The organism is Enterobacter sp. Taxon_8, assembly GCF_058354585.1.
Map to the genome: position 1 here is coordinate 729,203 of NZ_CM177989.1, position 25,266 is coordinate 754,468.

The window sequence follows — 25,266 nt, forward strand, 5'->3', positions numbered from 1 at the left end:
CATTAAATAAAAGAAACCATTAAAACCATAGCTGCCATTAAAACTTCGCTTTTAATATGCCATCCCTCACATAAAGTAAGCCTTTGTGACTCTAAGCTGAACGCACAAAATAACCAAGGGGCTTATTATGAGCACAACTGACGATTCTTTCTCTGTTACCCACGACCCGATTGAAATTCAGCGACCTTCGCTCAAAGAGCGCTGGTGGCATATTATGGATACCTGGAAAATCGGGATTATTCCTCTGCCGCTGTTCGTTCTGGCGGGCGTGCTGATTGCCATTGATTGCCTGGGCGGAAAACTGCCGAGCGATATCGTGGTCATGGTGGCCACGCTGGCCTTCTTCGGCTTTGCCTGCGGCGAGTTTGGCAAACGCCTGCCGATTGTCGGCAAGCTCGGCGCGGCGGCGATTTGCGCCACCTTTATCCCTTCCGCGCTGGTCTATTACGGCCTGCTGCCGGACGTGGTGGTCGAGTCCACCACCAAGTTCTACAAATCCACCAACATCCTCTATCTCTACATCTGCTGCATTATCGTCGGCAGCATCATGAGCATGAACCGCACGGTGCTGATCCAGGGCTTCTTGCGCATTTTCTTCCCGATGCTGTGCGGCGAAATCGTCGGCATGCTGGTAGGGATGGGCGTCGGCCTGGCGCTGGGTCTTGAGCCATTCCAGATCTTCTTCTTTATCATTCTGCCGATTATGGCGGGCGGCGTGGGCGAAGGGGCAATCCCGCTTTCCATCGGCTATGCCACCCTGCTGCATATGGACCAGGGCGTGGCGCTCGGTCGCGTGCTGCCGATGGTCATGCTCGGCGGTCTGACGGCGATCATCATCTCCGGCTGCCTGAACCAGCTGGGCAAGCGTTATCCACACCTGACCGGTGAAGGCCAGCTGATGCCTAACCGCGCCAATGCCGATGCCACCGTCTCTCAGCCTGCATTCTCCGGCAAGGCGGACGTGACCACTATCGCCTCCGGCGCGCTGCTGGCGGTGCTGCTCTACATGCTGGGCATGCTCGGCCACAAGCTGATTGGCCTGCCTGCTCCGGTCGGCATGCTGTTTATGGCGGTTCTGGTGAAGCTCTGTAACGGTGCCTCTCCGCGCCTGCTGGAAGGCTCTCAGGTGGTGTACAAATTCTTCCAGACCTCTGTGACCTATCCGATTCTCTTTGCCGTTGGCGTGGCTATCACCCCGTGGCATGAACTGGTGGCCGCCTTCACGCTGACCAACCTGCTGGTGATTATCAGCACCGTCTCCGCGCTCGTGGCGACCGGGTTCTTCGTCGGCAAAAAGATTGGTATGCACCCGATTGATGTCGCCATCGTCTCCTGCTGCCAGAGCGGTCAGGGCGGTACCGGCGACGTGGCGATCCTGACCGCAGGCAACCGCATGAGCCTGATGCCATTCGCCCAGATTGCTACCCGTATCGGCGGGGCGATTAACGTCTCTGTCTCACTGCTGATTCTGGGCAACTTCCTCGTTTAAGTTTTCAGGAAAGAACAATGAAACTCGCAAGCTTTTTATACCAGGGAAAACGCAGCTACGGCATCGTCCAGGCCGACGGCGTGATTGATTTAGGCCGCCGTCTTGGCGACCGCTACAGCGATCTTAAAGCGCTGCTGCAGGGTAACGGGCTGGCACAGGCCACCCGCTACCTGAACGATGCCGTGGACGTGCCGATGAGCGCCATCACCTTCTTACCGGTGATTGAGCAGCCGGAAAAAATCCTCTGCGTGGGCATGAACTACGCCGACAAGCGCAAGGAGTTTGACCAGCACAACCCGGCCCCAACGCTGTTTGTCCGCTTCCCGGATTCACAGACCGGCCACAACGAACCGGTGCTGAAGCCGCGCCACTCCAGCGAATTCGACTACGAAGGCGAGCTGGCGGTGATCATCGGTAAAGGTGGGGAAAACATCAGCCGTGACGACGCCCTGCGTCACGTGGCGGGCTACAGCTGCTACATGGACGGCTCCGCCCGCGACTGGCAGCACACCTGGTTTACCGCCGGTAAAAACTGGCGCAAAACCGGCGCGTTTGGCCCGTGGATGGCGACGGCAGATGAGATCCCCGATCCGCACAGGCTTGCAATCCGCACCTGGCTGAACGGCCGCATGGTGCAGGAAGACAACACCAGCAGCATGATCCACAAGGTTGCGGAGCTGATCGAGTACATCAGCACCTTCACCCGCTTAAGTCCCGGCGATGTGATCATCACCGGATCCCCGGGCGGGGTGGGTAAAAAGCGCAATCCGCCGCTGTTTATGAAAGAGGGCGATCGCATTGAGGTGGAGATCGAGCATATCGGTCATCTGAGCAACGTAATCGTGGAAGCGCCAGCCGTCGGGCTTGCGGCAGCACATTAAGTAAGGCGGCAGCATGCACTCGCAACCCATCGATTTTCGCCACACCCTCGTGGCGAAACACCCGGAACGCTTAAGCCAGATCCGCTACCTGCTGGCAGACAGCGGCCTTGGCCTGGACAACGACATCACGCTGTTCGTCGAAGCCTGGTCCGGCTCGCAGCTGGTGGGTTGCGCAGGGCTTGCTGCCAACGTCATCAAATGCGTGGCGGTTAACGAGCAGCTTCGCGGCGAGAACCTCAGCGCGCGGCTGCTGGCAGAGGTGGAAAATGCGGCGCTGGAGTGCGGCCATTTTCACCTCTTCCTCTGCACCCGTCCGTGCAACCGGGAGCGCTTTGCCCGCAGCGGCTTCTGGCCGATTGCCCAGAGCGGGAACAACGCGGTGCTGATGGAGAACACCCCGCAGGGGATCGAGCGCTACTGCCGTTCCCTGCGCGCGAAGCGCAAGTGCGGGGAGAACATTGGCGCGATAGTGATGAACGCCAATCCGTTCACCCTCGGCCACCGCCATCTGGTGGAGCAGGCGGCGCAGCGGTGCGACGCCCTGCACCTGTTCGTGGTGCGTGAAGACGCCTCGTTCTTTCCGTTCAGCGCCCGTCTGGAGATGGTGCGCGCGGGGGTGGCGCATCTGCCGAACGTTGTGGTGCATGAAGGCTCGCAGTACATCATCTCTCGCGCTACCTTCCCGGCCTACTTCCTGAAGGAGACCGGCAAAGTGCAGCAGGCGTGGAGCGAGATCGACGTGCTGATCTTCCGGGACTTTATCGCCCCGGCGCTGGGCATCACGCACCGCTTCATCGGCTCGGAGCCGTTCTGCGATATCACCCGCCAGTACAACCAGACGCTGCACGACCTGCTGGCCTCACATATTGAGGTGGTGGAAATGCCGCGCATCAAGGCCACCGGTAACGCCATATCGGCGTCCGAAGTGCGTCGATTACTGAAGACACAGCAGTTTTCCAGGATCCGGGAGATTGTCCCGGACTCCACCTTCGCGCATCTCGAAACGCATTACCGTGCGAGTGCGGAAGTCGCTTAACTACCAGGAATTTATCATGAAAATTGTAAGGGAGGCGCTGGCCGGAACGCAGGAGTCCAGCGACCTGATGGTGAAAATCGCTCCCGCTCACGGCGAGCTGGAGATAGTCATCCACAGTGAAGTGATTAAGCAGTTTGGCGAGCAAATTCGCCAGGTGGTCAACGACACGTTGCGCGCCATGAACGTGCACCAGGGATTAATCATTATTGAAGACAAAGGGGCGCTGGACTGTGTGATCCGCGCCCGCCTGCAAAGCGCGCTGATGCGTGCCGCCGATGAACAGGCCATCAACTGGGAGGCGCTGAAATGAGCAAACTCCGCCGCAGCATGCTGTTCCTGCCGGGCGCCAACGCCGCCATGCTCTCCACCGCCTTTATCTACCGTCCCGACTCCATCATGTTTGACCTGGAGGACGCCGTTGCCCTGCGCGAGAAGGATACCGCGCGCATGCTGGTGTTCCACGCGCTGCAGCATCCGATGTATCAGGATATCGAAACCGTGGTGCGCATTAACCCGCTGAGCACGCCGTTTGGCTTGCTGGATCTGGAAGCCGCCGTGCGGGCAGGCGTGGATGTGATTCGTCTGCCGAAAACCGATACCCCGGACGACATCTACGAGCTGGAGGGTCACCTCGAGCGCATCGAGCAGGCGTGCGGCCGCGAGATCGGTTCCACCCGCGTGATGGCGGCGATTGAGTCGGCCATTGGCGTCATCAACGCCGTGGCGATTGCCCGCAGCTCTCCGCGCCTCATCGGCATTGCGCTGGCCGCCTTTGACTACGTGATGGACATGCAGACCGAGCGCGGCGACGGCACCGAGCTGTTCTACGCCCGCTGCGCCGTGCTGCACGCCGCCCGCGCGGCGGGTATCGACGCCTTCGACGTGGTGTGGTCAGACGTTAACGACGAGGCCGGGTTCCTGCGCGAGGTCGATTTGATCCGCAAGATGGGCTTTAACGGCAAATCGCTGATCAACCCGCGCCAGATTGACCTGCTGCACAACGCCTACGCCCCGACGCAGGAAGAGGTGGATCACGCCAGAAGGGTGATTGAGGCGGCAGAAGAGGGCGAGCGTAACGGCCTGGGCGTGGTGTCGCTCAACGGCAAAATGGTGGATGCACCGATTATTAACCACGCGCAGGTGGTGCTGGAGCGCGCGGCGGCCTCCGGCGTGCGTCGGTAAGGATGAAATAATGAATCAGACAGAACTTCTTCACGTGAATTTTCCCCATCTGCGGGACCTAAAACCGTTTGATACCGCCCACAGCGCCACGCCGTGGCTGGCGGACAGCGACGCGAAACACAGCCGCAAGCTGTGCGCCTCTGTTGAAGAGGCGGTTAAGCGCTGCGGCCTGCAGGACGGCATGACCATCTCCTTCCACCACGCGTTTCGCGAAGGCGACCGGGTGATCAACACCGTTGTGGCGCTGCTGGCGCGCATGGGCTTTAAAAACCTGACGCTGGCCTCCAGCTCGCTGATGACCTGCAACGACGCGCTGATCGAGCATATCGAAAGCGGCGTCATCACCCGGATTTACACCTCCGGCATGCGCGGCAGGCTGGCGGATGCCATCTCCCACGGGCTGATGGACGAGCCGGTGCAAATCCACTCCCACGGCGGTCGCGTGAAGCTGCTCCAGGACGGCGAGCTGAATATCGACGTGGCGTTTCTCGGCGTGCCGTGCAGCGATGAGTTTGGCAACGCCAACGGGACGCACGGAAAATCGTGCTGCGGCTCGCTGGGGTACGCCATGGTGGACGCGCACTTTGCCCGTAAGGTGGTGCTGCTGACTGAAGAACTGGTGCCGTTCCCCAATATGCCCGCCAGCCTGGTGCAGGACCAGGTGGACTACATCGTGCAGGTTGAAAGCGTAGGCGACCCGGCGAAAATCAGCGTCGGCGCGGCGCGCGTCACCAGCAACCCGCGCGAGCTGATGATCGCCCGCTATGCGGCGGACGTGATCGAGCACTCCGGCTATTTCAAACCGGGCTTCTCGATGCAGACCGGCTCCGGCGCGGCGGCCACGGCCTGCACCCGCTTTATGGAAGAGAAGATGGAGCGCAGCGGCGTGAAGGCGCGCTTTGCGCTCGGCGGCATCACCGGCAGCCTGGTGGACCTGCACGAGAAGGGGCTGATCGAAAAGCTGCTCGATACCCAGTGCTTTGACGGTCAGGCGGCGGCTTCGCTGGCGCGCAACCCGAACCACGTGGAGATCTCCACCAACGTCTACGCCAACCCCGGCAGCAAGGCGGCAAGCTGCGACCAGCTCGACGTGGTGATCCTCAGCGCGCTTGAAATCGACGTTGATTTCAACGTCAACGTCATCACCGGCTCCGACGGGGTGATGCGAGGCGCGTCCGGCGGGCACTGCGACGTGGCCGCCGCGGCGAATCTGACCATCGTCGTTGCGCCGCTGCTGCGCAGCCGCATTCCCACGGTCGTGAAGCGGGTTACCACGCGCCTCACGCCGGGCGAAAGCATCGACGTGCTGGTCACCGACCACGGCATCGCGGTTAACCCGGCGCGTCCGGAAATCCGCGAGCGGCTGCTGGAAGCCGGGCTGAAGGTTGTGGATATCAACGCGCTGTACGAGCGGGCGATCTCCCTGACCGGCATCCCTAAACCGATAGAGTTTACCGACAAAATCGTCGGGGTGATCCGCTACCGCGACGGCAGCGTGATCGACACCGTGCGACAGGTGAAGGAGTAAGTATGATTTCAGCGACACCCGTGCGGACGGGTGTCAGCCTGGACGAACTGCTGGCGGCGAAAGAGCGCCGTGCAGAGCGCCAGGCTGACATGCTCGAGCACTATCAACAACCGGTGATTTCCCTCACGCTGGTCACGCCAGGGGAAATCAAGGACAGCCTGCGCTATCGCAATACCATGGGCGTGGCGCTGCAGATGTGCGACCAGCTGCTGTGGGAAAACCGCTGGCAGGTGCTGGACCGCCAGGTTCTATGGCTCCCGACCGGGCCAGAAGCCCTGTGGTGCGTGGCCCATCCGGCGGCGGAAATCAAAGCGCACTGTGCGGATCTGGAGCAGACGCACCCGCTCGGCAGACTGTGGGACCTGGACGTGATCTGCCCTCAGCACGGCCACGTCGGGCGTCAGTCGCTGGGCGCAAATCTAAGGCGTTGCCTGATCTGCGACGAGCCCGCTCATGCCTGTTCCCGTTCGCGCGCTCATCCTGTGGAGCAGGTGGTTTCCCGCGTGGAGAAAATGATCGATGACTGGTTTGCTCGCGACTAAACCGCGCCCGGTTGACGTGCCTGCGCTTGCCGAAGCGGCGCTGTGGCAGGAGCTGGAGCTGACGCCCAAGCCGGGGCTGGTGGACAAGCTCAATAACGGTTCCCATCGCGATATGGACCATGCGCTGTTCGTTCGCAGCATTATGGCGATTACGCCGTGGTTTACGCGCTTTGCCGAGTGGGGCAGCGCGCATGCGGATAAACCCGCTGACGAACAGCTAAGGCTTCTCCGCCCGATGGGGATGGCCTGCGAGCAGGCGATGTACGCCGCGACGAACGGAGTGAATACCCACAAGGGCGGGATTTTTGCCCTGGGTTTACTGTGCTTCGCCGCCGGTCGTGTGAAAAAGATCTCCGCAGATAGCCTCTGCTGTGAGGTGAGTAACATCTGCCGCGGGCTGGTGTCGCGGGAGCTGGCCGCACGCAGCGGGCAGGCGACGGCGGGCGAGCGGCAGTTTCAGCAGTACGGCTTAACCGGGGCGCGCGGCGAGGCTGAGAGCGGCTTTGCGACGGTCCGTAAGGCGCTGGCGCAGTGGAACGGACATTCACTTCACGGCCTGCTGTTACGCCTGATGGCGGTTAATCAGGACAGTAATCTGGTTTCACGCGGCGGCATGGAAGGGCTGCGCTACGTTCAGGGCTACGCGCGGGAACTGCTGGCTAACGGCTGGGACCGCGAGGCGTTGCTTAAGATGGATAACGCACTGATTGAACGGAACCTGAGCCCGGGCGGTAGCGCGGATTTGCTGTCGGTGGGTTGGGTGCTGTCTGGAATAAAATAGCCGGGTGGCGGCTTCGCCTTACCCGGCTTACGGTCTTGTTTTGTAGGCCCGGTAAGCGCAGCGCCACCGGGCACAACAATCAATGCGCGATCGGCTGCGCACCGTGCGGCTCGCGCACGTGCTTGTACTTGAACAGCGCGATGAACGCGAAGAACAGCACCAGCGAGTACGCCGCGAAGATCAGCCACACCGGCTGCCAGTTGGTGATGCCGTTAGTGGTGTACATCTCAACCACTTTACCGCTAACCACGCCGCCCAGAATACATCCGAAGCCGTTGGTCATCATCAGGAACATACCCTGCGCGCTGGCGCGGATTTCAGGCTTCACTTCTTTTTCCACAAACACCGAACCGGAGATGTTGAAGAAGTCGAAGGCGCATCCGTAAACAATCATCGACAGCACCAGCAGCACGGTGCCGAACGGACTTGGATCGCCGTAGGCGAACAGGCCGAAGCGCAACATCCACGCCGCGATACTGATCAGCATGACGTTCTTGATGCCGTAGCGGCTCAGGAAGAACGGGATGGTCAGGATGAACAGCGTCTCAGAGATCTGAGAGATGGACATCATGACCGACGCATGTTCAACGATAAAACTGCCGGAGAACAGCGGGTTGTTATCGAAGCTGTGCAGGAAGGTGTTGCCGAACATGTTGGTGATCTGCAGCTCCGCGCCCAGCAGCATGGAGAAGATAAAGAAGATCGCCATGCGTTTGTTTTTGAACAGCGCGAAGGCGTCCAGGCCGAGCATGGTGCTCCAGCTCTGGTTTTTCTGCTGGTTAGAAACCGGAATGGTCGGCAACGTCAGGGTGAAGATCGCCAACACCACGGAGAGCGCCGCACCGATATAGAGCTGCATATGGCTCAGTTCGAAGCCCGCGAAGCTCACGCCCCACATCGCCATGATAAAGCCGATGGTGCCCCAGATACGGATTGGCGGGAAATCGGTCACGATATCCATATCCGCAGACTTCAGGCGGTAGTAGGAGATGGTGTTGATCAGCCCAAGCGTTGGCATATAGGCCAGCGAGTTAAGCAGGATCACCATGAACATTGCCCCCGGCGTGGTCACCTGGGCTGCCATAAACAGCGTCCCCGCACCCACCAGATGGCAAAGCATGTACAGCCATTTGGCGCTTAGCCATTTATCCGCCACGATGCCCAGCAGCGTTGGCATGAAGACAGCCGCAATACCGAGCGAGCTGTAGACGGCACCGATTGACGCACCATCAAACTTGAGCGTCACAAACATATAGGAGCCGAGTGTAGTCAGCCAGCTACCCCACAGGCAGAACTGCAGAAACGACAATATTTTAAGCTGCAGCTTAAGGTTCATGTTACTTTCCTCACAAGTGAGCGGGAGATATGTTGTTTTGGGAACATTCAGGGTTGTTATTTGATGCAATTCTATCAGTTGGCAACGATATGTTTTGTTACCTCCCGCAAAAAAATGCAATCCACATTAATTTGCAGTTTGGATTGTGATGCAAATAACATTTTCGTATGGGTGGGAGATGGGGGCGGCCTGATGCCCTCACCTCAAAGGGGAGAGGGCAGGGTGAGTGGCCGTTTTTTAGCGACGACGGTAGTTCTTCTGCGCCGTATTCACCTTATACAGATAGCGACGGGATTCCGCAGACGGGTGGCGGGTGGTGAGGGTAGAGTAGACATCCCCCGGCGCCATGCTGTTGATGATGTTCGCGGCCTGCACTTTGTCATTTGAGAAGACGCGCAGCACGCTGCCCGCGCCGCCGTTATAGGCGGTGATCACCGCATAGCGGCGTGACGTCGGGTTGTCTATGCCGCCGAGGTAGACATTGTTCAGCATCGCCAGATAGGCCGTGCCGGTATCAATGTTGCTCTGCGGGTCGAACAGATAGCTGCGGCTCGGCGTGCCGGATTTACCCTGCGCGCGGAAGACGTCTTTACCGGCGCTGTGCTGCACAACCTGCATCAGCCCCAGGGCATCGGAACGGCTTACCGCATACGGGTTAAACGAGGATTCGGTCTGCATAATCGCCAGGATCAGCGACTCATCCACGCCGTATTTACGCGAGGCCTGACGAACCATGCCCAGATACTTATGCGCACGCTTGTCGAGGTGGTTCGGGACGAGGTTGATGGTGACGCTGTAGATAATCTTCAGACCGTTAGAGCGGCTCTTCAGGCGCGTCTGCAGCAGGTAGTCGGCAAATTTCGTGGCGCGACCTTCCCAGCGGATCGGCTGACCGGTCTGATCGACAACCTGACCGTACAGGAACGGCTCTTTCGAGATGGTGATATCGTCGGCATCGGAGTAGAGATCGATAGAGCCAGGATCGTCACCCATCAGCAGGGTTTTGATTATCGCCTGACGGAGCCGAGCCGCAGGGTCCGTGCCTGCGATGGTCTCAATCGTGATCGTCCCCTCATCAAAGTTGATGTGGCTACGGGTCAGATAGGCGTCGGTGTACTTAACGTAGTCCTTAGGTCCGGCAATAAGAACTTCGTTAAATCCCCATATGTTCTCGATGTTGTGGGCAAACTGCCCCATCAAAATGTCAAAACCGTTGGTGTCCTTGATCCAGGCTTCGTTGTAATCTTCGCCTTTTTTCGACGAACACGAGACCAGCAACGGCGCAACAAGGGCTAGCGCTAAAAGTTTTTTCATCATTCCGGGAGTGCGTGTTGTGTTTGCTTTAACGGCGGGGTTTCCCCCGCACGCTGTTATTTTTCCGGTGGCGTATAGCCTTCGATGTGCACGTCTTTACCTTCGAACAGGAAGCTCACCATCTCCTGCTCAAGCAGCTTGCGGTGTTCCGGGTTCATCATGCTGAGTTTCTTCTCATTGATCAGCATGGTCTGCTTTTTCTGCCACTGTCCCCAGGCTTCTTTGGAGATTTCATTGTAGATGCGTTTACCCAGATCGCCCGGATAAAGCTGGAAATCCTGGCCTTCAGCGTCACGCTGCAGGAAAGTACAAAAAATCGTTCTGGCCATACTCATTCCTCTTTTTCTTGTCGATGCTAAACCATTGCACCGGCACGTAATTGCTGTAACAGGCGCTCCACGGGAGCCGCCAGTCCGACTGATGGCGGTTGCGCTAAGTTATACCAGAGAGCGGTGCCTTCATCCATGCACGAGGCGAAGGAGGACACGGGAAGCCACATCGGCACAATATCCAGATGGAAATGGCTGAAGGTGTGGCGAAACGCGGTCAACTGCGTCAGGTTATCGGCAGCAATCCCGCGCTTTTTAAGCCATTCACGCAGCAAGTCTTCATCTTCAAACTGTGGGAAGCAGTATAGACCACCCCACAGACCGCTCGGCGGACGCTGGGCGAGGAAGACCTCGTCACCGTGCTGCATCAGCAGCATATAGCCGGTGCGCTCCGGCAGCGTCTGCTTGGGTTTCTTACCCGGATACTGCGCCCATGAATGGTTGGCATACGCCACGCAGAGATTATTCACCGGGCAGAGTTCGCATTTTGGTTTTGAGCGCGTGCAGACCATTGCGCCGAGATCCATCATCGCCTGGTTGAAACGCTCGACGCCGTTAGCCGGAGTAACCGCCTCACTTATTTCCCAAAGACGTTTTTCAACGTCCTTCTTCCCCGGCCAGCCGTCGACGGCATAGCAGCGCGCCAGCACGCGCTTCACGTTGCCGTCGAGGATCGGGAAATGCTTGCCTAAAGACAGGGAGAGAATAGCGCCTGCGGTTGAGCGTCCCACGCCGGGGAGATCGGCCACCTCATCGAAGGTTTCCGGGAATTTCCCGTTGTGGCGCGTCGCAACCTGCTGTGCGGCCTTGTGAAGGTTACGCGCGCGTGCGTAATAGCCAAGACCGGTCCACAGGTGCAGCACCTCGTCCAGCGGGGCGTTGGCCAGATCGGTCACCGTCGGGAAGCGCGCCATAAAACGCTCGAAGTAAGGGATCACCGTGGCGACCTGCGTTTGTTGCAACATCACCTCGGAGAGCCATACTTTGTAAGGCGTTTTTTCAATTTGCCAGGGCAGGGTTTTACGCCCGTATTTGTCGTACCAGTCCAGCACCTGGGCTGAAAATTGAGAGGCTTGCATGGTCATCGATTCGCATAATCAGGGACGCAGATTGCAGCACAGCGTCAATCTGCTGTAAACCGGATCTTTCCCATGCTTGCATAGAAGCCTTAACTTTGGATAATGCCCGTTTCCCGAACATTCTCACAAGCAGACAACTCTTTTATGAAAAACGACGTCATTTCACCGGAATTTGATGAAAACGGTCGCCCGCTGCGCCGTATTCGCAGCTTTGTCCGTCGTCAGGGCCGCCTGACAAAAGGTCAGCAACACGCGCTGGACAACTACTGGCCGGTGATGGGCGTTGAGTTCAGCGAGCAGCCTCTGGATTTTGCCGAGCTGTTTGGCCGCGACGCGTCGGTCACGCTGGAAATTGGCTTCGGTATGGGCGCCTCGCTGGTGACCATGGCGAAAGCTCGCCCGGAGCAGAACTTCCTCGGTATCGAAGTGCATTCGCCGGGCGTGGGCGCGTGTCTGGCAACGGCCCACGAAGAGGGCGTTGAGAACCTGCGCGTGATGTGTCACGACGCGGTGGAAGTGCTGCACAAAATGATTTCTGACAATTCTTTAACCATGGTTCAGCTCTTTTTCCCTGACCCGTGGCACAAAGCGCGTCATAATAAACGCCGTATCGTTCAGGCGCCGTTTGCCGAGCTGGTGAAAAGCAAGCTGAAGCTGGGCGGTGTCTTCCATATGGCGACCGACTGGGAACCGTATGCGGAACATATGCTGGAAGTGATGTCGTCGCTGGACGGCTATAAAAACCAGTCTGCGAGCAACGACTATGTACCGCGTCCGGAATCGCGTCCGGTAACGAAATTTGAACAGCGTGGCCATCGTCTTGGTCACGGTGTATGGGACTTAATGTTCGAGAGGGTGAAATAATGGCAAAGAATCGTAGCCGTCGTCTGCGTAAAAAGATGCACATCGAAGAATTCCAGGAAGTGGGCTTCTCCGTTGCGTGGCGTTTCCCGGAAGGCACCAGCGTTGAGCAGATCGATCAGGACGTGGATGCGTTCATCAACGAGGTGATCGAGCCAAACAAACTGGCCTTCGACGGTAGCGGCTATCTGGCCTGGGAAGGTCTGATCTGCACCCAGGAAGTGGGTAAATGCACTGAAGAACATCAGGCTCTGGTACGTAAGTGGCTTGAAGACCACAAGCTCGAAGATGTCCGCGTCAGCGAACTTTTCGACGTTTGGTGGGACTAATTAAGCAGTAAGGGGCCAGCATTAGCTGGCCCGTTTTGTCTGAGGGAGTGTTTAAGATGCGCAAAACGTTGCTGGCAGTTGCTTTGATGGCAACCGGATTCACCGCCCATGCGGATTATCAATGTAGCGTCACCCCGCGTGATGACGTGGTGTTAAGCCCGCAAACCGTGCAGGTCAAAGGCGAGAACGGCAATCTGGTGATTACGCCAGAAGGGAACGTCACCTATAACGGCAAGCAGTACAACCTGACTGCCGCACAGCGCGAGCAGGCGAAAGACTACCAGTCCGAATTGCGTACCGCGCTGCCGTGGATTAATGAAGGTGCCCTGACGCGCGTCGAAAAGAGCCGCGTGGCGCTGGATAAGATCATCACCAAAGAGGTGGGGGAGAGCAGCAACATGCGCACCCGCCTGACGAAGCTGGACAAGCAGCTTAAAGAGCAGATGAACCGTATTATCGAGACGCGCTCCGACGGCCTGACGTTCCACTATAAGGCGATCGATCAGGTCCGTGCCGACGGGCAGCAGCTGGTGAACCAGGCGATGGGCGGCATCCTGCAGGACAGCATCAACGAGATGGGCGCCAAAGCGGTGCTGAAAGGCGGCGGTAACCCGCTGCAGGGCGTGCTGGGCAGTCTGGGCGGCCTGCAGACCTCCATTCAGAACGAGTGGAAGAACCAGGAAGATGATTTCCAGCAGTTCGGCAAAGACGTGTGTAAACGCGTGGTGTCGCTGGAAGACAGCCGGAAGGCGCTGGTGGGGACGCTGAAGTAAGGTCCCCTAACCCTAACCTCTCCCTTTCAGGGTGTACGGCCCGGGGACATGGCGAACAATTTTTAACATCCTTTACCCATGGTGATCGCCTATCTCTTCAGGTCGATCATCCCCACACTCTGCCAACCTTTCCCTCAGCCGGCAGAACGGGATGCAAAATCCTGAATCCGCCTTCAGGATTCTTCGGCGAGGAACAGCTCAAGAAGGGAGTTTAAGAACAGCTTGCCGTGCTCGGTGATCTGCCAGTATTCCTCACTCTCGGTGAGATACCCCTGCGCCAGCGCTTCGTCAATCTGCGGGCGAATCACCGATTCCGCCAGCCCTGTGTACAGCGCAAACTCCGCGCGCGGCGCGGCTTCCAGCAGACGGAAGCGGTTCATAAAGAACTCAAACGGCTTATCCGCCGCTTCGACGTCGTGCTGGCGCTCCAGGTAGCGGCCTTCCATATACCCGCGCGGGTGGCGGGTTTTGGCAGTACGCAGAATCAGCCCGTCCGGGAAGGTCACCTTGCCGTGCGCGCCGCAGCCAATCCCGAGATAGTCACCAAAACGCCAGTAGTTCAGGTTGTGCTGACACTGGTAGCCCGGCTTTGCATACGCCGACGTTTCGTACTGCTGATAGCCCGCAGCGGTTAAAAGCCTGTGACCCTGCTCGAAGATATCCCACAGCGCGTCGTCATCCGGCAGCACCGGCGGACGCGAGCCAAACAGGGTGTTGGGCTCGATGGTGAGCTGGTACCACGACAGGTGCGGCGGGTTCAGTTCGATCGCCTGGCGCAGGTCGTCCAGCGCCTCTTCCAGCGATTGATCCGGCAGGCCGTGCATCAAATCCAGGTTAAAGCTGCGAAGATTAAGACCGGTCGCCAGGTTTGCCGCGCGCTTCGCCTCTTCCGGGCCGTGAATACGCCCCAGGCGCTTCAGTTTCGGCTCGCTAAAGCTCTGCACGCCGATGGAGATGCGGTTCACGCCCGCGCGCTGATAGTCGACAAAACGGTCGGCCTCAACGGTACCGGGGTTGGCTTCCATCGTGATTTCAGCATCCGCTGCCAGGTTCAGGCGCGCACGCACGCCGTCCAGCAGCGTTTGCATCGCCGGGCCTGACAGCAGGCTCGGCGTACCGCCACCTATGAAAATGGTCTTAACTTCACGTCCCTGTGCGTAAGGTACATCGGCGTCCAGGTCGGCCAGCAGATGCGCAACGTAGTCATCGTGCGGCACTTCGCCCTTCAGCGCGTGCGAGTTGAAATCGCAGTACGGGCATTTCTGCACGCACCACGGGATGTGAATATAAAGACTCAGAGGCGGCAAATTAGCCATTACGCAGTGCTTCCAGTAACAGTTTCAGCGCGCGTCCACGGTGGGATATCGCGCTTTTCTCTTCGCGGGTCAGTTCCGCAGCGGTTTTGCCCTCGGTCGGGACAAAGAAAATCGGATCGTAGCCAAAGCCGCCGTTGCCAGCCGCTTCACGAGTAATCACGCCCGGCCAGCTGCCGTGGCAGACGATCGGCGTAGGGTCTTCCGCGTGACGCATATAGACCAGTACGCAGTGGAACTGCGCGGAGCGCTGTTCGTCCGGTACGTCTTTCAGGGCGACAAGCAGCTTTTCCAGATTCTGCTGGTCGGTGGCGTCAACGCCGGAATAGCGCGCGGAGTAAATCCCCGGTGCGCCGCCGAGAAAATCCACGGCCAGGCCGGAGTCGTCAGCAATCGCGGGCAGGCCGGTAATCTGCGCGGCGTGACGCGCTTTCAGGATCGCGTTTTCGATAAACGTCAGCCCCGTCTCTTCGGCGGAATCCACGCCAAGATCGGTCTGGGCGACCACGTCCAGACCAAAATCATTTAATAGCGAGGCCAGCTCGCGCACTTTACCGGCGTTGCCGGTCGCGAGAACAACTTTCTGCATGGTTTAGTCCTGTTCTTTCAGAGCCGCGACTTCCGTCGGGATAGATTGCGGATTAAGGATTTTTACCTGTTTATGTCGCCCAAGTTCACCTTTTTCAATGATGACCTGGCTTTTGGCGACGCGAAACTGTTTTGCCAGATATTTGGTCAGATGCGCGTTCGCCTGGCCGTCAACCGGCGGGGCGGTGATGGCGACTTTTAACTCGTCGCCATGCAGCCCAACAATACCGTCACGGCTGGCTTTGGGCTGAATATACAGCCGCAAAACCAGCCCGTCAGCGCAGGTGCTTACTGCACTCATAGCGCCATCCACAGCCCCGGCAGCAGCATATTGCCCGTGGACTGCAGCAGCTCAGCGATCCCCATGTTGACCACATAGAGCAGCAGTACCAGGATCATCGGCGAGAAATCAATACCGCCCATCGAAGGCAGCAGGTTGCGAATCGGGCGCAGCAGCGGTTCGGCCAGTTGGATCAGCGCATATTCTACCGGACTACGGCCCTGGCTTACCCAGCTCATGATGGCCATGACCAGCAGCACCCAAAAAATCAGCAGACCGACGGTCTTGATTAAAATCAGGACCGCAGCAATCCAGATAATCGGCTGGAAGGTGATGACCATAAACAGCACGATCGCTTTGATAACGCTCAGAATAAACGCCACCAGCAGAGACGAACTGTCGATGGGGCCCATCGCCGGGATAATACGACGCAGCGGTCCGACAACAGGCTGCGTGATTTTCACGACAAACTGCGAGAACGGATTGTAAAAATCACAGCGGGCCCACTGCATCCAGACGCGCAGCAAAAGCGCCATCGTATACAGCTCAAGCACAGTTGAGAGCAGGAAAGTCAACGTCTTCATGGCGTTCCTCAGGATTCCTTATTATTTTGAGTAGTCGCGCGCACCGAAAATTGCCGTGCCGATGCGCACCATAGTGCTGCCTGCCGCGATGGCGGCTTCCATATCGTCCGACATGCCCAGAGAAAGCGTGTCTACCGTGTTATAGCGCGCTTTAAGCGCCTCAAATGCTACAGCCATTTGCTGTGCCACGGCAAACTGCCTTTCATAACTTGACTCAGGCGCCGGAATTGCCATCAGCCCGCGCAGGGTTAGGCGCGGCAGGGCGGCCACTTCGGCTGCCAGCGCATCCAGCTCGCTCAGCGCAATGCCGGACTTGCTGTTTTCATCGCTGATGTTGATTTGAATCAGCACGTTAAGCGCTTGCATCTCTGACGGACGCTGGTCGTTCAGGCGTGTCGCAATGCGCAGACGGTCAACGGTATGGCACCAGTCAAAGTGCTCCGCCACCAGACGGCTTTTGTTCGACTGCAGTGGACCAATAAAGTGCCACTGCAGATCCGTATTCCCCTGTTCCTGGAAGGAACGAATTTTATCCACGCCTTCCTGGACGTAGTTTTCACCAAACGCGCGTTGGCCTGCGTCAATAGCTTCTGCGATGGCGCTCGCAGGCTTGGTTTTGCTGACTGCAAGCAGCGTAATTTCTTCTGAAGCCCGGCCGCAACGCGTTGCGGCGGCTGAGATTTTGTCCCGGACCTGTGCCAGGTTATGCGCAATGTCGTTCATTTTCCGAGGAGTAGTCTATGGATGTGGAAGAAATTGTGGCCCTTAGTGTAAAGCATAACGTCTCCGATCTACACCTGTGCAGTGATTCGCCACCCCGCTGGCGCAGAACGGGCCGCCTTGAACCGGCACCGTTTCCTCCTCCTGACGTCGGGGCGTTGTTAAAAGCGTGGCTCAACGATGAGCAGCAGGGAACATGGTGGGCAAATGGACAGGTGGATTTTGCCGCGACGGTAACGGGAGGCCAGCGTCTGCGCGGGAGTGCCTTTAAGCAGATGCGCGGTGTCTCTGTGACGCTGCGGCTGTTGCCGCGTACCTGTCCGCAGCTCGCTACGCTGGGCGCGCCGCGGGCAATCCCGGAACTGTTATCCAATGACGCCGGGCTGATTCTGGTCACGGGGGCGACCGGCAGCGGCAAATCCACTACGCTGGCGGCGATGGTCGATTTTCTCAACCACCATACTGACGGCCATATCCTCACGCTTGAAGATCCGGTGGAGTTTATCTATCAGAGCGAGCGTTGCCTGATCCAGCAGCGGGAGATTGGCCAGCATAGTCCGTCATTTGCCGACGCGCTGCGCAGCGCCTTACGCCAGGATCCGGACGTTATTTTGCTGGGGGAGCTGCGCGACAGCGAAACGATCCGCCTGGCGCTAACGGCGGCGGAAACCGGACATCTGGTGCTGGCGACGCTGCATACGCGCGGGGCATCGCAGGCGATTGAACGGCTGGTCGATACGTTCCCGGCGCAGGAGAAAGATCCGGTGCGTAACCAGCTGGCCGGCAGCCTCCGGGCAGTGCTGGCGCAGAAGCTGCTTCCCGATCTGCAGGACGGCCGCGTCGCGCTGTATGAACTGCTGGTGAACACCGCTGCGGCGGCAAATCTTATTCGTGAAGGGAAAACGTGGCAACTGCCCGGCATCATCCAAACCGGTCTGCAGGCAGGAATGCAGAACTTTGACCAGAGCCTGGCGGAGAGACGGGCGCAGGGGCGGCTGTAGGCCCCGTGCTTAAAAGCCCTGTTCGAAATAGCTTTCGAGGATAATCACGGCAGAAGCGGAGTCCACGCTGCCTTTGTTGAGCGCCCGGAAGCCGCCGTGCTCAAACAGACCCGCACGCGCTTCGACGGTGCTAAGACGCTCGTCGTGAAGCTTAACGGAGACGCCAAAGCGGCCATGGATTTTATTGGCGAACTTTCGCGCCCGGGCGGTAAGCGGCTGTTCGGTACCGTCCATGTTCAGCGGCAGCCCAACAATAACGTCATCCGGCTGCCACTCCTTGAGCAGACGCTCAATAAGATTCCAGTCCGGCGTACCGTCGTTGGCCTTCAGGGCAGTAAGCGGACGCGCGGTACCGGTGATGCGCTGCCCCACGGCGACGCCAATGCTTTTGGTGCCAAAATCGAAGGCCAGAAGCGTTCCGCTCATCAGGCGTGCCCCGCTACGCCAGGCATGGTCAGGATATCAATACCAATCAGCTTCGCCGCGTCACGCCAGCGATCGGCGATGGGGGTTTTAAACAGGATATTCATGTCCGCAGGCGCGGTAAGCCATGCGTTATCGAGGATCTCCTGCTCAAGCTGGCCTTTCTCCCAGGACGAATAGCCCAACGCCACCAGCACTTCAGAAGGCTGCTCTGCGGTACCCAGCGTTTCGAGCACGTCACGCGAGGTGGTGATGACGGTGTTATCCGAAATTCGAATACTGGAAGAGAACACCGGCGGCGTATGCAGGATAAAACCGCGATCTTCTGCAAGAGGTCCGCCCAGCATCACAGGTTTATCAAGCCGTATTTCCGGCAGGCGCTCTTCAGCCGAGATTTTCAGCTTGTCCAGAATTCCTTCAACCTGAAGATTTTCCAGCGGTTTATTAATGATAATACCCATCGCGCCGTCTTCATTGTATTCACAAATATAAACCACGGCGCGGCGAAAAATCGGGTCCTGGAGAGCAGGCATGGCAATAAGAAAGTGATGCTGTAAATTCATTGTCAGAGGTACTGTTTCCTGGTTTAAAAAGCGACAGCGCCCAGTATGGGGACAAACACAGGCGCTGTCACTAATAGTATTGTTAGGTTATTTCTGTAAACGTTTTTCGATAGCGTCCATCAGCATTCCGGTGATCGAAATCGGGAATTCAGCCTCAATTTCACGAATGCAGGTCGGGCTGGTGACGTTCACTTCGGTCAGACGATCGCCGATGATATCCAGGCCAACGAAGATCAGGCCTTTGGCTTTCAGCGTCGGGCCAACGCGGCGGGCAATTTCCCAGTCGCTTTCGGTCAGCGGACGCGGTTCGCCGCGGCCACCGGCGGCCAGATTACCGCGGGTTTCACCACCCTGCGGGATACGCGCCAGGCAGTAAGGAACCGGTTCGCCATCCACGACCAGAACGCGTTTGTCGCCGTCTTTGATCGCCGGAATATAGTTCTGCGCCATGCAGTAACGCGTGCCCAGCTCGGTCAGGGTCTCGGCAATCACGCCAATGTTCGGGTCGCTCTCTTTCACGCGGAAAATCGACGCACCGCCCATGCCGTCCAGCGGCTTCATGATGATGTCGCCGTGCTTCTGCCAGAATTCCTTCAGCTGAGCTTTGCTGCGGGTCACCAGCGTTTCCGGCGTCAGGTCAGAGAACCAGGCGGTGTAGAGCTTCTCGTTGCAGTCGCGCAGGCTCTGCGGCTTGTTGACGATCAGCGTTCCTTTCTCTTCTGCGCGTTCGAGAATATAGGTGCAGTAGATGTATTCAGTGTCGAATGGCGGATCTTTACGCATCAGGATGACGTTGAGATCGGCAAGCGCAATGTCCTGCTCGGTGCCGAATTCGTACCATTTGTCGTAGTTCTGCTCGACGTTAACGATGCGGGTGCGGGCGCGGGCTTCACCGTTGATCAGGTAAAGATCGTTCATCTCCATATAGTGGAGTTCATAGCCGCGACGCTGCGCTTCCAGCAGCATGGCGAAGCTGGAATCTTTCTTGATGTTAATGTTTGCGATGGGGTCCATCACGATGCCGAGCTTGATCATGTTCTTCTCCGTTAATGCTTCAACCCAGATCGCCAAACCGTACCTGTAGCGCGGTAATGGCCGTGAGTGCCGTTGTCTCAGTGCGCAGAACGCGAGGTCCCAACAGAATATCAGTAAACTGGTAACGTGCCGTCATCGCAATTTCGTCCGCCGACAGGCCGCCTTCGGGGCCAATCAGCAGGCGAACGCGCTCAACGGGCAGCGGTAGCGTATTGATGCTGGCGCTGGCGCGCGGATGAAGATTGAGCTTCAGCCCACTGTCCTCTTCTGCACACCATTCCTCCAGATCCATCGCCGGGCGGATCTCCGGAATACGGTTCCGGCCACTCTGTTCGCAAGCCGCAATGGCAATTTTCTGCCACTGCTGGATCTTTTTGTTCAGACGTTCCGCGTCCAGTTTAACGCCACAGCGCTCAGAAAAAAGTGGCGTAATGAGGCTTACACCCAGTTCAATGGATTTCTGAATGGTGAACTCCATTTTCTCACCGCGCGACATGACCTGGCCCAGATGAATGTGCAGCGGTGATTCCCGGTCATCCACTTCACCGCGCAGGACGTTCACGTGTACGCTTTTTTTATCTGCCCGCGTAATTTCGGCGTCGAACACCTGGTTCGAGCCGTCGAACAGCTGGATTGCCTGACCGGCGGCCATGCGCAGCACGCGGCCAACGTGGTTGGCGGCGTCATCAGACAGGGCGATTTCGCGTCCTGCGGTAATCAGTTCAGGGTGGTAAATGCGGGGAATGCGCATAGTCAGAAATTCCATGTGTCATGCGATATAAGCGAATTGCCGTAGTGTAGGTTAGCTCTTTTGCGCCTGGCAAGCCCGCTGGACGTAAGGGTTGTGATTCCCCTGGACTCTGGCGATACGGTCGTCGCGCTGGCATTCCCACTCCGTCACCGGATACTGCTTGTCCCAGGCGTTGAACAGCTGCGTCTGCTGGCGGGAGAGAGTGAGATCGTAACGGTCACGCATATAGAAGTAGGTGCGGGCAATGCTGCCGCGCGCGCGGGCAGGGGGCTCGGCGACTTTCTCTTTAAAATCAATCTTCATACCGCACTGGCCGTACTGGCCTTCGCCACCGTTCCACTGGCTGTACATGAAGTTACCCCGGTCGCCGTTCACTTCGCCCACCGCGGGCTGCAGGTTATGCATGTCGCTTTCCATCTGGCGGTAAACCGGGTCTTTGGCACAGTTTTTACGTCCGCCATCCTGCCAGCACTGGCGCTGGTGGCCAAACTGCCATGCCGGAACGACATGTTCCCATTCAATACGGCTGGCGCGGTTTTCGTTTTTACGCACCTTGTAGCCGCAGGACTCAAGGTCAACGACCCCTTTTTTACCCTGCCAGTTAATTTTACAGCCGCAGTAGAAATCGCCCGGCACATCGGCGTTCACCTTCACGCCTGCGGCCTTGGCCTGGGAAAAACTGTTGATACCGTCGGCCAGAGCATGGCCTGAGAGCGCCGTCGTCAGAAAGGCGACCGCGAGAGAAAAATTACGGGACATCTTACACTCCGTGTCAAAACGAGCCCGCAACGTAACGAATGTTGTTCCTGTATGCAATCAGTCAGATCAGGAAAGTTCCTGAAAGTTCAAATGATTATTCCGCAACCAGCGGCTCGCCGCATTTGACGCAGCGGTAGGTCGCCTCGCCGCGCACCACGCGATTATGGCGACGGACGGTAAGCTGGTGCTGCTGGCACTGACAGCGGTAGGGGAAGGTATTGCGGCGCACCGACTCCAGCTCGAACTGGTGGGTACGGCGCGCCGGAACGCCGAGCACCGCCTCCATCATCCACTTCCACTCTTTTCCGTGGGGGGCGACGCGCCCGAAGTGCTTCCACACCAGCAGATGCGCCAGCTCGTGCGGCACCACTTCATCGATAAACGCCTGCTGGTTTTCCATCATCAGCACCGGGTTAAGGCGGATCTCATACGACTCGAGCCAGGCGGTACCGGCCGAGGTGCCACGCTGCTGGTAGACGAGTTTGGGTTCAGGGTAGTTGCGCCCGAGCTTCAGGTTCGCCTGGGCGAGCTTTTCCCGCAGGCTGCGCATAACGGCCTGCTGAATGGCGATGGGGAGACGGGGTGCTTTCATAGGGGCAGAGCATAAAGCGCGAAGCGGGGAGGTGCAAGAGGCACCTCCCGAGTGAGGATTAGTCGTGGGCGCCGATTTCGCGCAGAGGACGACCTTTCATCAAATTACGTTCAATATGCTCCAGGGACACATGTTTGGTTTCTGGAACCAGCCAGATGGTCAGCACAATAAAGAAGATGTTCAGACCGGCGTAAACCCAGAAGGTGTTGGCGTTGCCCAGGGTATTGAGCATGGTCAGGAACGTTGCGCCGACGATCATGTTGGCAATCCAGTTGGTTGCGGTAGAGCAGGTGATGCCAAAATCACGTCCTTTCAGCGGCTGGATCTCAGAGCACAGCACCCAGATCAGCGGACCGGCGCTCATCGCAAACCCGACGATAAACATCAGCAGCATGCCTACCGCAAAGTACTGGGCGGTTGGGGAGTGAATGCCCACATGCATCATAGTACCGAGGACCCCCATGCCTGCCGCCATCACAAGGAAGCCTAGCGTCAGGGTTGGCTTACGTCCCCAGCGGTCCACCAGACCGATGGCGATAAAGGTCGCCAGCACGTTGGTCAGACCCACGATGACGGTCCCCCACATCTGCTCGGTGGTGTTGGTATAACCCGCCAGCTCAAAGATTTTGGGCGCGTAGTACATGATGACGTTCATCCCCGTGAACTGCTGCATCACCTGCAGCAGTACGCCGAGGAAAACGGCGCGACGGAAGTTGCTGTTCTCTTTAAACAGCGCCCAGCCGGACTGTTTGACCTTCAGGCTTTCGCGGATCTCTTCCAGCTCGTTTTTCGCTTCCGCGCTGGTATCGCGCAGGCGCATCAGCACGCGTTCTGCATCGTGGAATCGACGTTTTGCAGCAAACCAGCGAGGGCTGTCCGGCAGGAAGAAGACGCCAATCAGCAGCAGAACCGCAGGGATGATGATCACGCCGAGCATCCAGCGCCATGCGCCGCTGTAGCTAAACGCCGTATCGGAAAGGTACGCGCCCAGGATACCAATGGTGATCATCAGCTGGTACATGGAAATCATACTGCCGCGGATTTTCTCCGGCGCAATTTCAGACAGGTAAAGCGGGGCGGTATAGGACGCCACGCCCACGGCCAGACCAAGCAGCACGCGGGAAACCAGCAGGACCTCAACGTTAGGCGCTGCGGCAGAGAAGAGTGAGCCGGCAACGAACAGGATCGCGCCGATCATCAGGCTCTTTTTACGTCCGAGCTTAAAGGAGAGCCAGCCGCTGCCGACGGCCCCGACGGCCGCGCCAAACATCATTGAGCTAACCACCCACTCCTGGGTGTGAGCGCTGATCTGGAACTCTTCTGTAATGAAAGGTAATGCACCGGCAATCACGCCGATATCCAGGCCAAAAAGTAATCCTGCCAGGGCGGCGAGGAAACAGACGAAGAATGTCATCGCCTTGTTGGACGTACGCCCCTGTTTTTTATTGTCAGGCATTATGCCCTCCAGTTGGGTTATCAGTTTTATTGATGTTAAGGGTAGGTGAGCGACCCGCAAAAATATGTGAGATTAATCACATAGGTGTAATCGGTTACACAGCTTTGCAACCGTAAATAAAATTAAAGCTTTGAAAATATAGAGGTAAATGAGGTGATATGCATCGCGAAAGGACACATTTCAGACTTAACTGAAAGGGAATGTAACAGCAGAAGAAAGTCGATCGTGCAAAGAGAATATTCTGAAAGCACGGGATGTCCGGTGCGGTGTAATCGGTTCCAAATATCGCCACCCGACAAAAAAAGGCCAGCCCGAAGGCTGGCCTTTTAAAAGCGATGTCAGTCGATTACTTCAGACCGGCAGCTTCACGCAGCAGAGCGGCTTTGTCGGTTTTTTCCCATGGGAAATGTTCACGACCAAAGTGACCGTATGCAGCGGTTTCTTTGTAGATTGGGTGCAGCAGATCCAGCATCTGAATCAGGCCGTATGGACGCAGGTCGAAGAACTCGCGCACCAGCAGGGTCAGCTGTTCTGAAGGCACTTTCTCGGTACCGAAGGTTTCCACCATGATGGAGGTGGGTTCAGCCACGCCGATTGCGTAGGAGACCTGAATCTCACAGCGGTCAGCCAGGCCGGCAGCAACGATGTTTTTCGCCACATAACGTGCCGCGTACGCCGCAGAACGGTCAACTTTAGACGGATCTTTACCGGAGAACGCACCGCCACCGTGACGCGCCATGCCGCCGTAGGTATCAACGATGATTTTACGACCTGTCAGACCGCAGTCACCCATTGGGCCGCCGATAACAAAGCGTCCGGTTGGGTTGATGAAGAATTTGGTCGCAGAGCTCAGCCATTCGGTAGGCAGAACCGGCTTGATGATCTCTTCCATCACTGCTTCCTGCAGGGATTTCTGATCGATTTCTTCGGAATGCTGGGTAGACAGAACCACCGCGTCAATACCGACGATTTTGCCGTCGTCATACTGGAAGGTGACCTGGCTTTTCGCATCCGGGCGCAGCCACGGCAGGGTGCCGTTTTTACGCACTTCTGCCTGACGCTGCACCAGACGGTGTGCGTAGGTGACCGGTGCTGGCATCAGCACGTCGGTTTCGTTGGTTGCATAGCCGAACATCAGACCCTGGTCGCCCGCGCCCTGTTCCAGCGGATCGGCACGGTCAACGCCCTGGTTGATATCCGGAGACTGTTTGCCAATTGCGCTCAGTACCGCGCAGGAGTTGGCATCAAAACCCATATCAGAATGCACATAGCCGATCTCACGCACCGTGTTACGGGTGATCTCTTCGATATCAACCCATGCGCTGGTGGTGATCTCACCGCCAACCAGAACCATGCCGGTTTTGACATAGGTTTCACACGCTACGCGCGCTTTAGGATCCTGCGCCAGGATCGCATCCAGCACCGCATCGGAGATTTGGTCAGCAATTTTATCAGGATGTCCTTCTGATACGGACTCGGACGTAAACAGGTGTTTTGCCATGTTTTATTTCACCTAAGAGGAATTTGGTTAGCTCAAGCTGCTGTGTGGAATAGCCAAAGGAGATAATTCTACCAAGGCCTGCAGGTTTTTGACACTGGCAGTATGAGTGTTAATCAGTATAGATGGATTAACATCTGGATGGCTATTTTAGGTCACTTCTTCGCCCGATTTCCAGTTTTTTTTGACTAACCTCTCACTCAGTTGAAATTGCTGCTGGCAATAATTCCTGACGGCCCCGGC

At 57.6% G+C, this 25,266-nt stretch carries 29 protein-coding genes; 12 read left to right on the forward strand and 17 right to left on the reverse strand.

Going from position 1 to position 25,266, the window contains the following annotated elements:
• Nucleotides 1–127: 127 nt before the first annotated feature.
• The 8 genes from AC4IBF_RS03515 to citG are packed head-to-tail and all read left to right on the forward strand — an operon-like array spanning nucleotide 128 to nucleotide 7,439.
• Nucleotides 128–1,489, forward strand: coding sequence for a 2-hydroxycarboxylate transporter family protein (locus AC4IBF_RS03515; protein WP_047173580.1), 1,362 nt, complete (start codon nucleotides 128–130; stop codon nucleotides 1,487–1,489).
• 17 nt (nucleotides 1,490–1,506) lie between these two features.
• Entirely contained in the window at nucleotides 1,507–2,370 is an 864-nt protein-coding gene (locus AC4IBF_RS03520) for a fumarylacetoacetate hydrolase family protein (protein WP_047173579.1), read from the forward strand.
• A 13-nt stretch (nucleotides 2,371–2,383) separates the two neighbouring features.
• The gene (citC, locus tag AC4IBF_RS03525) at nucleotides 2,384–3,406 is read left to right on the forward strand and encodes a [citrate (pro-3S)-lyase] ligase (RefSeq protein WP_136195087.1); all 1,023 of its coding nucleotides are present in this window, start codon (nucleotides 2,384–2,386) and stop codon (nucleotides 3,404–3,406) included.
• A 16-nt stretch (nucleotides 3,407–3,422) separates the two neighbouring features.
• The gene (gene citD, locus AC4IBF_RS03530; RefSeq protein ID WP_003862439.1) at nucleotides 3,423–3,716 is read left to right on the forward strand and encodes a citrate lyase acyl carrier protein; all 294 of its coding nucleotides are present in this window, start codon (nucleotides 3,423–3,425) and stop codon (nucleotides 3,714–3,716) included.
• Nucleotides 3,713–4,588: a citrate (pro-3S)-lyase subunit beta gene (gene citE, locus AC4IBF_RS03535; RefSeq protein ID WP_023344877.1), complete on the forward strand. Its 876-nt coding sequence runs from the start codon at nucleotides 3,713–3,715 to the stop codon at nucleotides 4,586–4,588. Before citD ends, citE begins: the two co-directional genes overlap by 4 nt.
• A gap of 10 nt (nucleotides 4,589–4,598) precedes the next feature.
• A complete protein-coding gene (gene citF / locus AC4IBF_RS03540; RefSeq protein WP_249576569.1) occupies nucleotides 4,599–6,116 on the forward strand; it encodes a citrate lyase subunit alpha in 1,518 nt (505 codons plus the stop codon).
• A 2-nt stretch (nucleotides 6,117–6,118) separates the two neighbouring features.
• Entirely contained in the window at nucleotides 6,119–6,658 is a 540-nt protein-coding gene (citX, locus tag AC4IBF_RS03545) for a citrate lyase holo-[acyl-carrier protein] synthase (protein ID WP_136195089.1), read from the forward strand.
• A complete protein-coding gene (gene citG, locus AC4IBF_RS03550) occupies nucleotides 6,636–7,439 on the forward strand; it encodes a triphosphoribosyl-dephospho-CoA synthase CitG (RefSeq protein WP_133295124.1) in 804 nt (267 codons plus the stop codon). Before citX ends, citG begins: the two co-directional genes overlap by 23 nt.
• Before the next feature lie 79 nt (nucleotides 7,440–7,518).
• On the opposite strand, the gene AC4IBF_RS03555 is transcribed toward citG, so the two are convergent.
• The 4 genes from AC4IBF_RS03555 to mutY form a co-directional block, all read right to left on the reverse strand.
• A complete protein-coding gene (locus AC4IBF_RS03555) occupies nucleotides 7,519–8,775 on the reverse strand; it encodes a nucleoside permease (RefSeq protein WP_115876247.1) in 1,257 nt (418 codons plus the stop codon).
• A 237-nt stretch (nucleotides 8,776–9,012) separates the two neighbouring features.
• Nucleotides 9,013–10,089, reverse strand: a complete 1,077-nt coding sequence (mltC, locus tag AC4IBF_RS03560) for a membrane-bound lytic murein transglycosylase MltC (protein ID WP_111963230.1) — start codon at nucleotides 10,087–10,089, stop codon at nucleotides 9,013–9,015.
• 56 nt (nucleotides 10,090–10,145) lie between these two features.
• A complete protein-coding gene (locus AC4IBF_RS03565; RefSeq protein ID WP_023309138.1) occupies nucleotides 10,146–10,418 on the reverse strand; it encodes an oxidative damage protection protein in 273 nt (90 codons plus the stop codon).
• Nucleotides 10,419–10,444: 26 nt separating this feature from the next.
• Nucleotides 10,445–11,497, reverse strand: coding sequence for an A/G-specific adenine glycosylase (mutY, locus tag AC4IBF_RS03570; RefSeq protein WP_168708010.1), 1,053 nt, complete (start codon nucleotides 11,495–11,497; stop codon nucleotides 10,445–10,447).
• 144 nt (nucleotides 11,498–11,641) lie between these two features.
• On the opposite strand from mutY, the gene trmB reads away from it, so the two are divergent.
• From trmB to AC4IBF_RS03585, 3 genes are read left to right on the forward strand one after another with little or no spacing between them, the layout of a single operon-like run.
• Complete coding sequence (gene trmB, locus AC4IBF_RS03575) at nucleotides 11,642–12,361, forward strand: tRNA (guanosine(46)-N7)-methyltransferase TrmB (protein WP_491463156.1); 720 nt, start codon at nucleotides 11,642–11,644, stop codon at nucleotides 12,359–12,361.
• Complete coding sequence (locus tag AC4IBF_RS03580) at nucleotides 12,361–12,687, forward strand: YggL family protein (protein WP_003862421.1); 327 nt, start codon at nucleotides 12,361–12,363, stop codon at nucleotides 12,685–12,687. Before trmB ends, AC4IBF_RS03580 begins: the two co-directional genes overlap by 1 nt.
• A gap of 56 nt (nucleotides 12,688–12,743) precedes the next feature.
• Nucleotides 12,744–13,460 carry a YggN family protein gene (locus AC4IBF_RS03585; protein ID WP_008499762.1) on the forward strand — a complete coding sequence of 239 codons (717 nt, stop codon included), beginning with the start codon at nucleotides 12,744–12,746 and terminating at the stop codon, nucleotides 13,458–13,460.
• Between the two features lie 173 nt (nucleotides 13,461–13,633).
• Here the strand turns inward: AC4IBF_RS03585 and hemW are convergent, their stop codons facing one another.
• Genes hemW through AC4IBF_RS03610 form a run of 5 tightly spaced genes read right to left on the reverse strand, consistent with a single transcriptional unit; the run spans nucleotide 13,634 to nucleotide 16,948 of the window.
• On the reverse strand, nucleotides 13,634–14,776 hold the full coding sequence (hemW, locus tag AC4IBF_RS03590) for a radical SAM family heme chaperone HemW (protein ID WP_491463157.1): 1,143 nt from the start codon (nucleotides 14,774–14,776) through the stop codon (nucleotides 13,634–13,636).
• Nucleotides 14,769–15,362 carry an XTP/dITP diphosphatase gene (locus tag AC4IBF_RS03595; RefSeq protein ID WP_136195092.1) on the reverse strand — a complete coding sequence of 198 codons (594 nt, stop codon included), beginning with the start codon at nucleotides 15,360–15,362 and terminating at the stop codon, nucleotides 14,769–14,771. Before AC4IBF_RS03595 ends, hemW begins: the two co-directional genes overlap by 8 nt.
• 3 nt (nucleotides 15,363–15,365) lie before the next feature.
• The gene (yggU, locus tag AC4IBF_RS03600; RefSeq protein WP_023309131.1) at nucleotides 15,366–15,662 is read right to left on the reverse strand and encodes a DUF167 family protein YggU; all 297 of its coding nucleotides are present in this window, start codon (nucleotides 15,660–15,662) and stop codon (nucleotides 15,366–15,368) included.
• On the reverse strand, nucleotides 15,659–16,225 hold the full coding sequence (locus AC4IBF_RS03605; RefSeq protein WP_111963226.1) for a YggT family protein: 567 nt from the start codon (nucleotides 16,223–16,225) through the stop codon (nucleotides 15,659–15,661). Before AC4IBF_RS03605 ends, yggU begins: the two co-directional genes overlap by 4 nt.
• A 21-nt stretch (nucleotides 16,226–16,246) precedes the next feature.
• Nucleotides 16,247–16,948, reverse strand: coding sequence for a YggS family pyridoxal phosphate-dependent enzyme (locus AC4IBF_RS03610; RefSeq protein ID WP_115876245.1), 702 nt, complete (start codon nucleotides 16,946–16,948; stop codon nucleotides 16,247–16,249).
• A gap of 17 nt (nucleotides 16,949–16,965) precedes the next feature.
• Here AC4IBF_RS03610 and AC4IBF_RS03615 point away from each other — a divergent pair, with 17 nt between their 5' ends.
• Nucleotides 16,966–17,946, forward strand: a complete 981-nt coding sequence (locus tag AC4IBF_RS03615; protein ID WP_111963224.1) for a type IV pilus twitching motility protein PilT — start codon at nucleotides 16,966–16,968, stop codon at nucleotides 17,944–17,946.
• Nucleotides 17,947–17,955: 9 nt separating this feature from the next.
• Here AC4IBF_RS03615 and ruvX read toward each other — a convergent pair whose 3' ends face one another.
• From ruvX to metK, 8 genes are all read right to left on the reverse strand, one after another.
• The gene (gene ruvX / locus AC4IBF_RS03620; RefSeq protein WP_021242076.1) at nucleotides 17,956–18,372 is read right to left on the reverse strand and encodes a Holliday junction resolvase RuvX; all 417 of its coding nucleotides are present in this window, start codon (nucleotides 18,370–18,372) and stop codon (nucleotides 17,956–17,958) included.
• Nucleotides 18,372–18,932 (reverse strand): YqgE/AlgH family protein, encoded by a 561-nt coding sequence (locus AC4IBF_RS03625; protein ID WP_020883695.1) that lies wholly within the window; start codon nucleotides 18,930–18,932, stop codon nucleotides 18,372–18,374. The genes ruvX and AC4IBF_RS03625 overlap by 1 nt, the downstream gene beginning before the upstream one ends.
• Nucleotides 18,933–19,019: 87 nt before the next feature.
• Nucleotides 19,020–19,967: a glutathione synthase gene (gene gshB, locus AC4IBF_RS03630; RefSeq protein WP_047173570.1), complete on the reverse strand. Its 948-nt coding sequence runs from the start codon at nucleotides 19,965–19,967 to the stop codon at nucleotides 19,020–19,022.
• A gap of 19 nt (nucleotides 19,968–19,986) precedes the next feature.
• Entirely contained in the window at nucleotides 19,987–20,718 is a 732-nt protein-coding gene (gene rsmE / locus AC4IBF_RS03635) for a 16S rRNA (uracil(1498)-N(3))-methyltransferase (protein WP_136195093.1), read from the reverse strand.
• 51 nt (nucleotides 20,719–20,769) lie between these two features.
• Nucleotides 20,770–21,477 carry a deoxyribonuclease I gene (gene endA, locus AC4IBF_RS03640; RefSeq protein ID WP_111963221.1) on the reverse strand — a complete coding sequence of 236 codons (708 nt, stop codon included), beginning with the start codon at nucleotides 21,475–21,477 and terminating at the stop codon, nucleotides 20,770–20,772.
• A 94-nt stretch (nucleotides 21,478–21,571) separates the two neighbouring features.
• The gene (locus AC4IBF_RS03645) at nucleotides 21,572–22,069 is read right to left on the reverse strand and encodes a SprT family zinc-dependent metalloprotease (protein WP_021242073.1); all 498 of its coding nucleotides are present in this window, start codon (nucleotides 22,067–22,069) and stop codon (nucleotides 21,572–21,574) included.
• Nucleotides 22,070–22,127: 58 nt separating this feature from the next.
• Nucleotides 22,128–23,525, reverse strand: coding sequence for a galactose/proton symporter (gene galP / locus AC4IBF_RS03650; RefSeq protein ID WP_111963220.1), 1,398 nt, complete (start codon nucleotides 23,523–23,525; stop codon nucleotides 22,128–22,130).
• Nucleotides 23,526–23,871: 346 nt separating this feature from the next.
• Nucleotides 23,872–25,026, reverse strand: a complete 1,155-nt coding sequence (gene metK, locus AC4IBF_RS03655; protein WP_014885184.1) for a methionine adenosyltransferase — start codon at nucleotides 25,024–25,026, stop codon at nucleotides 23,872–23,874.
• Nucleotides 25,027–25,266 lie beyond the last annotated feature (240 nt).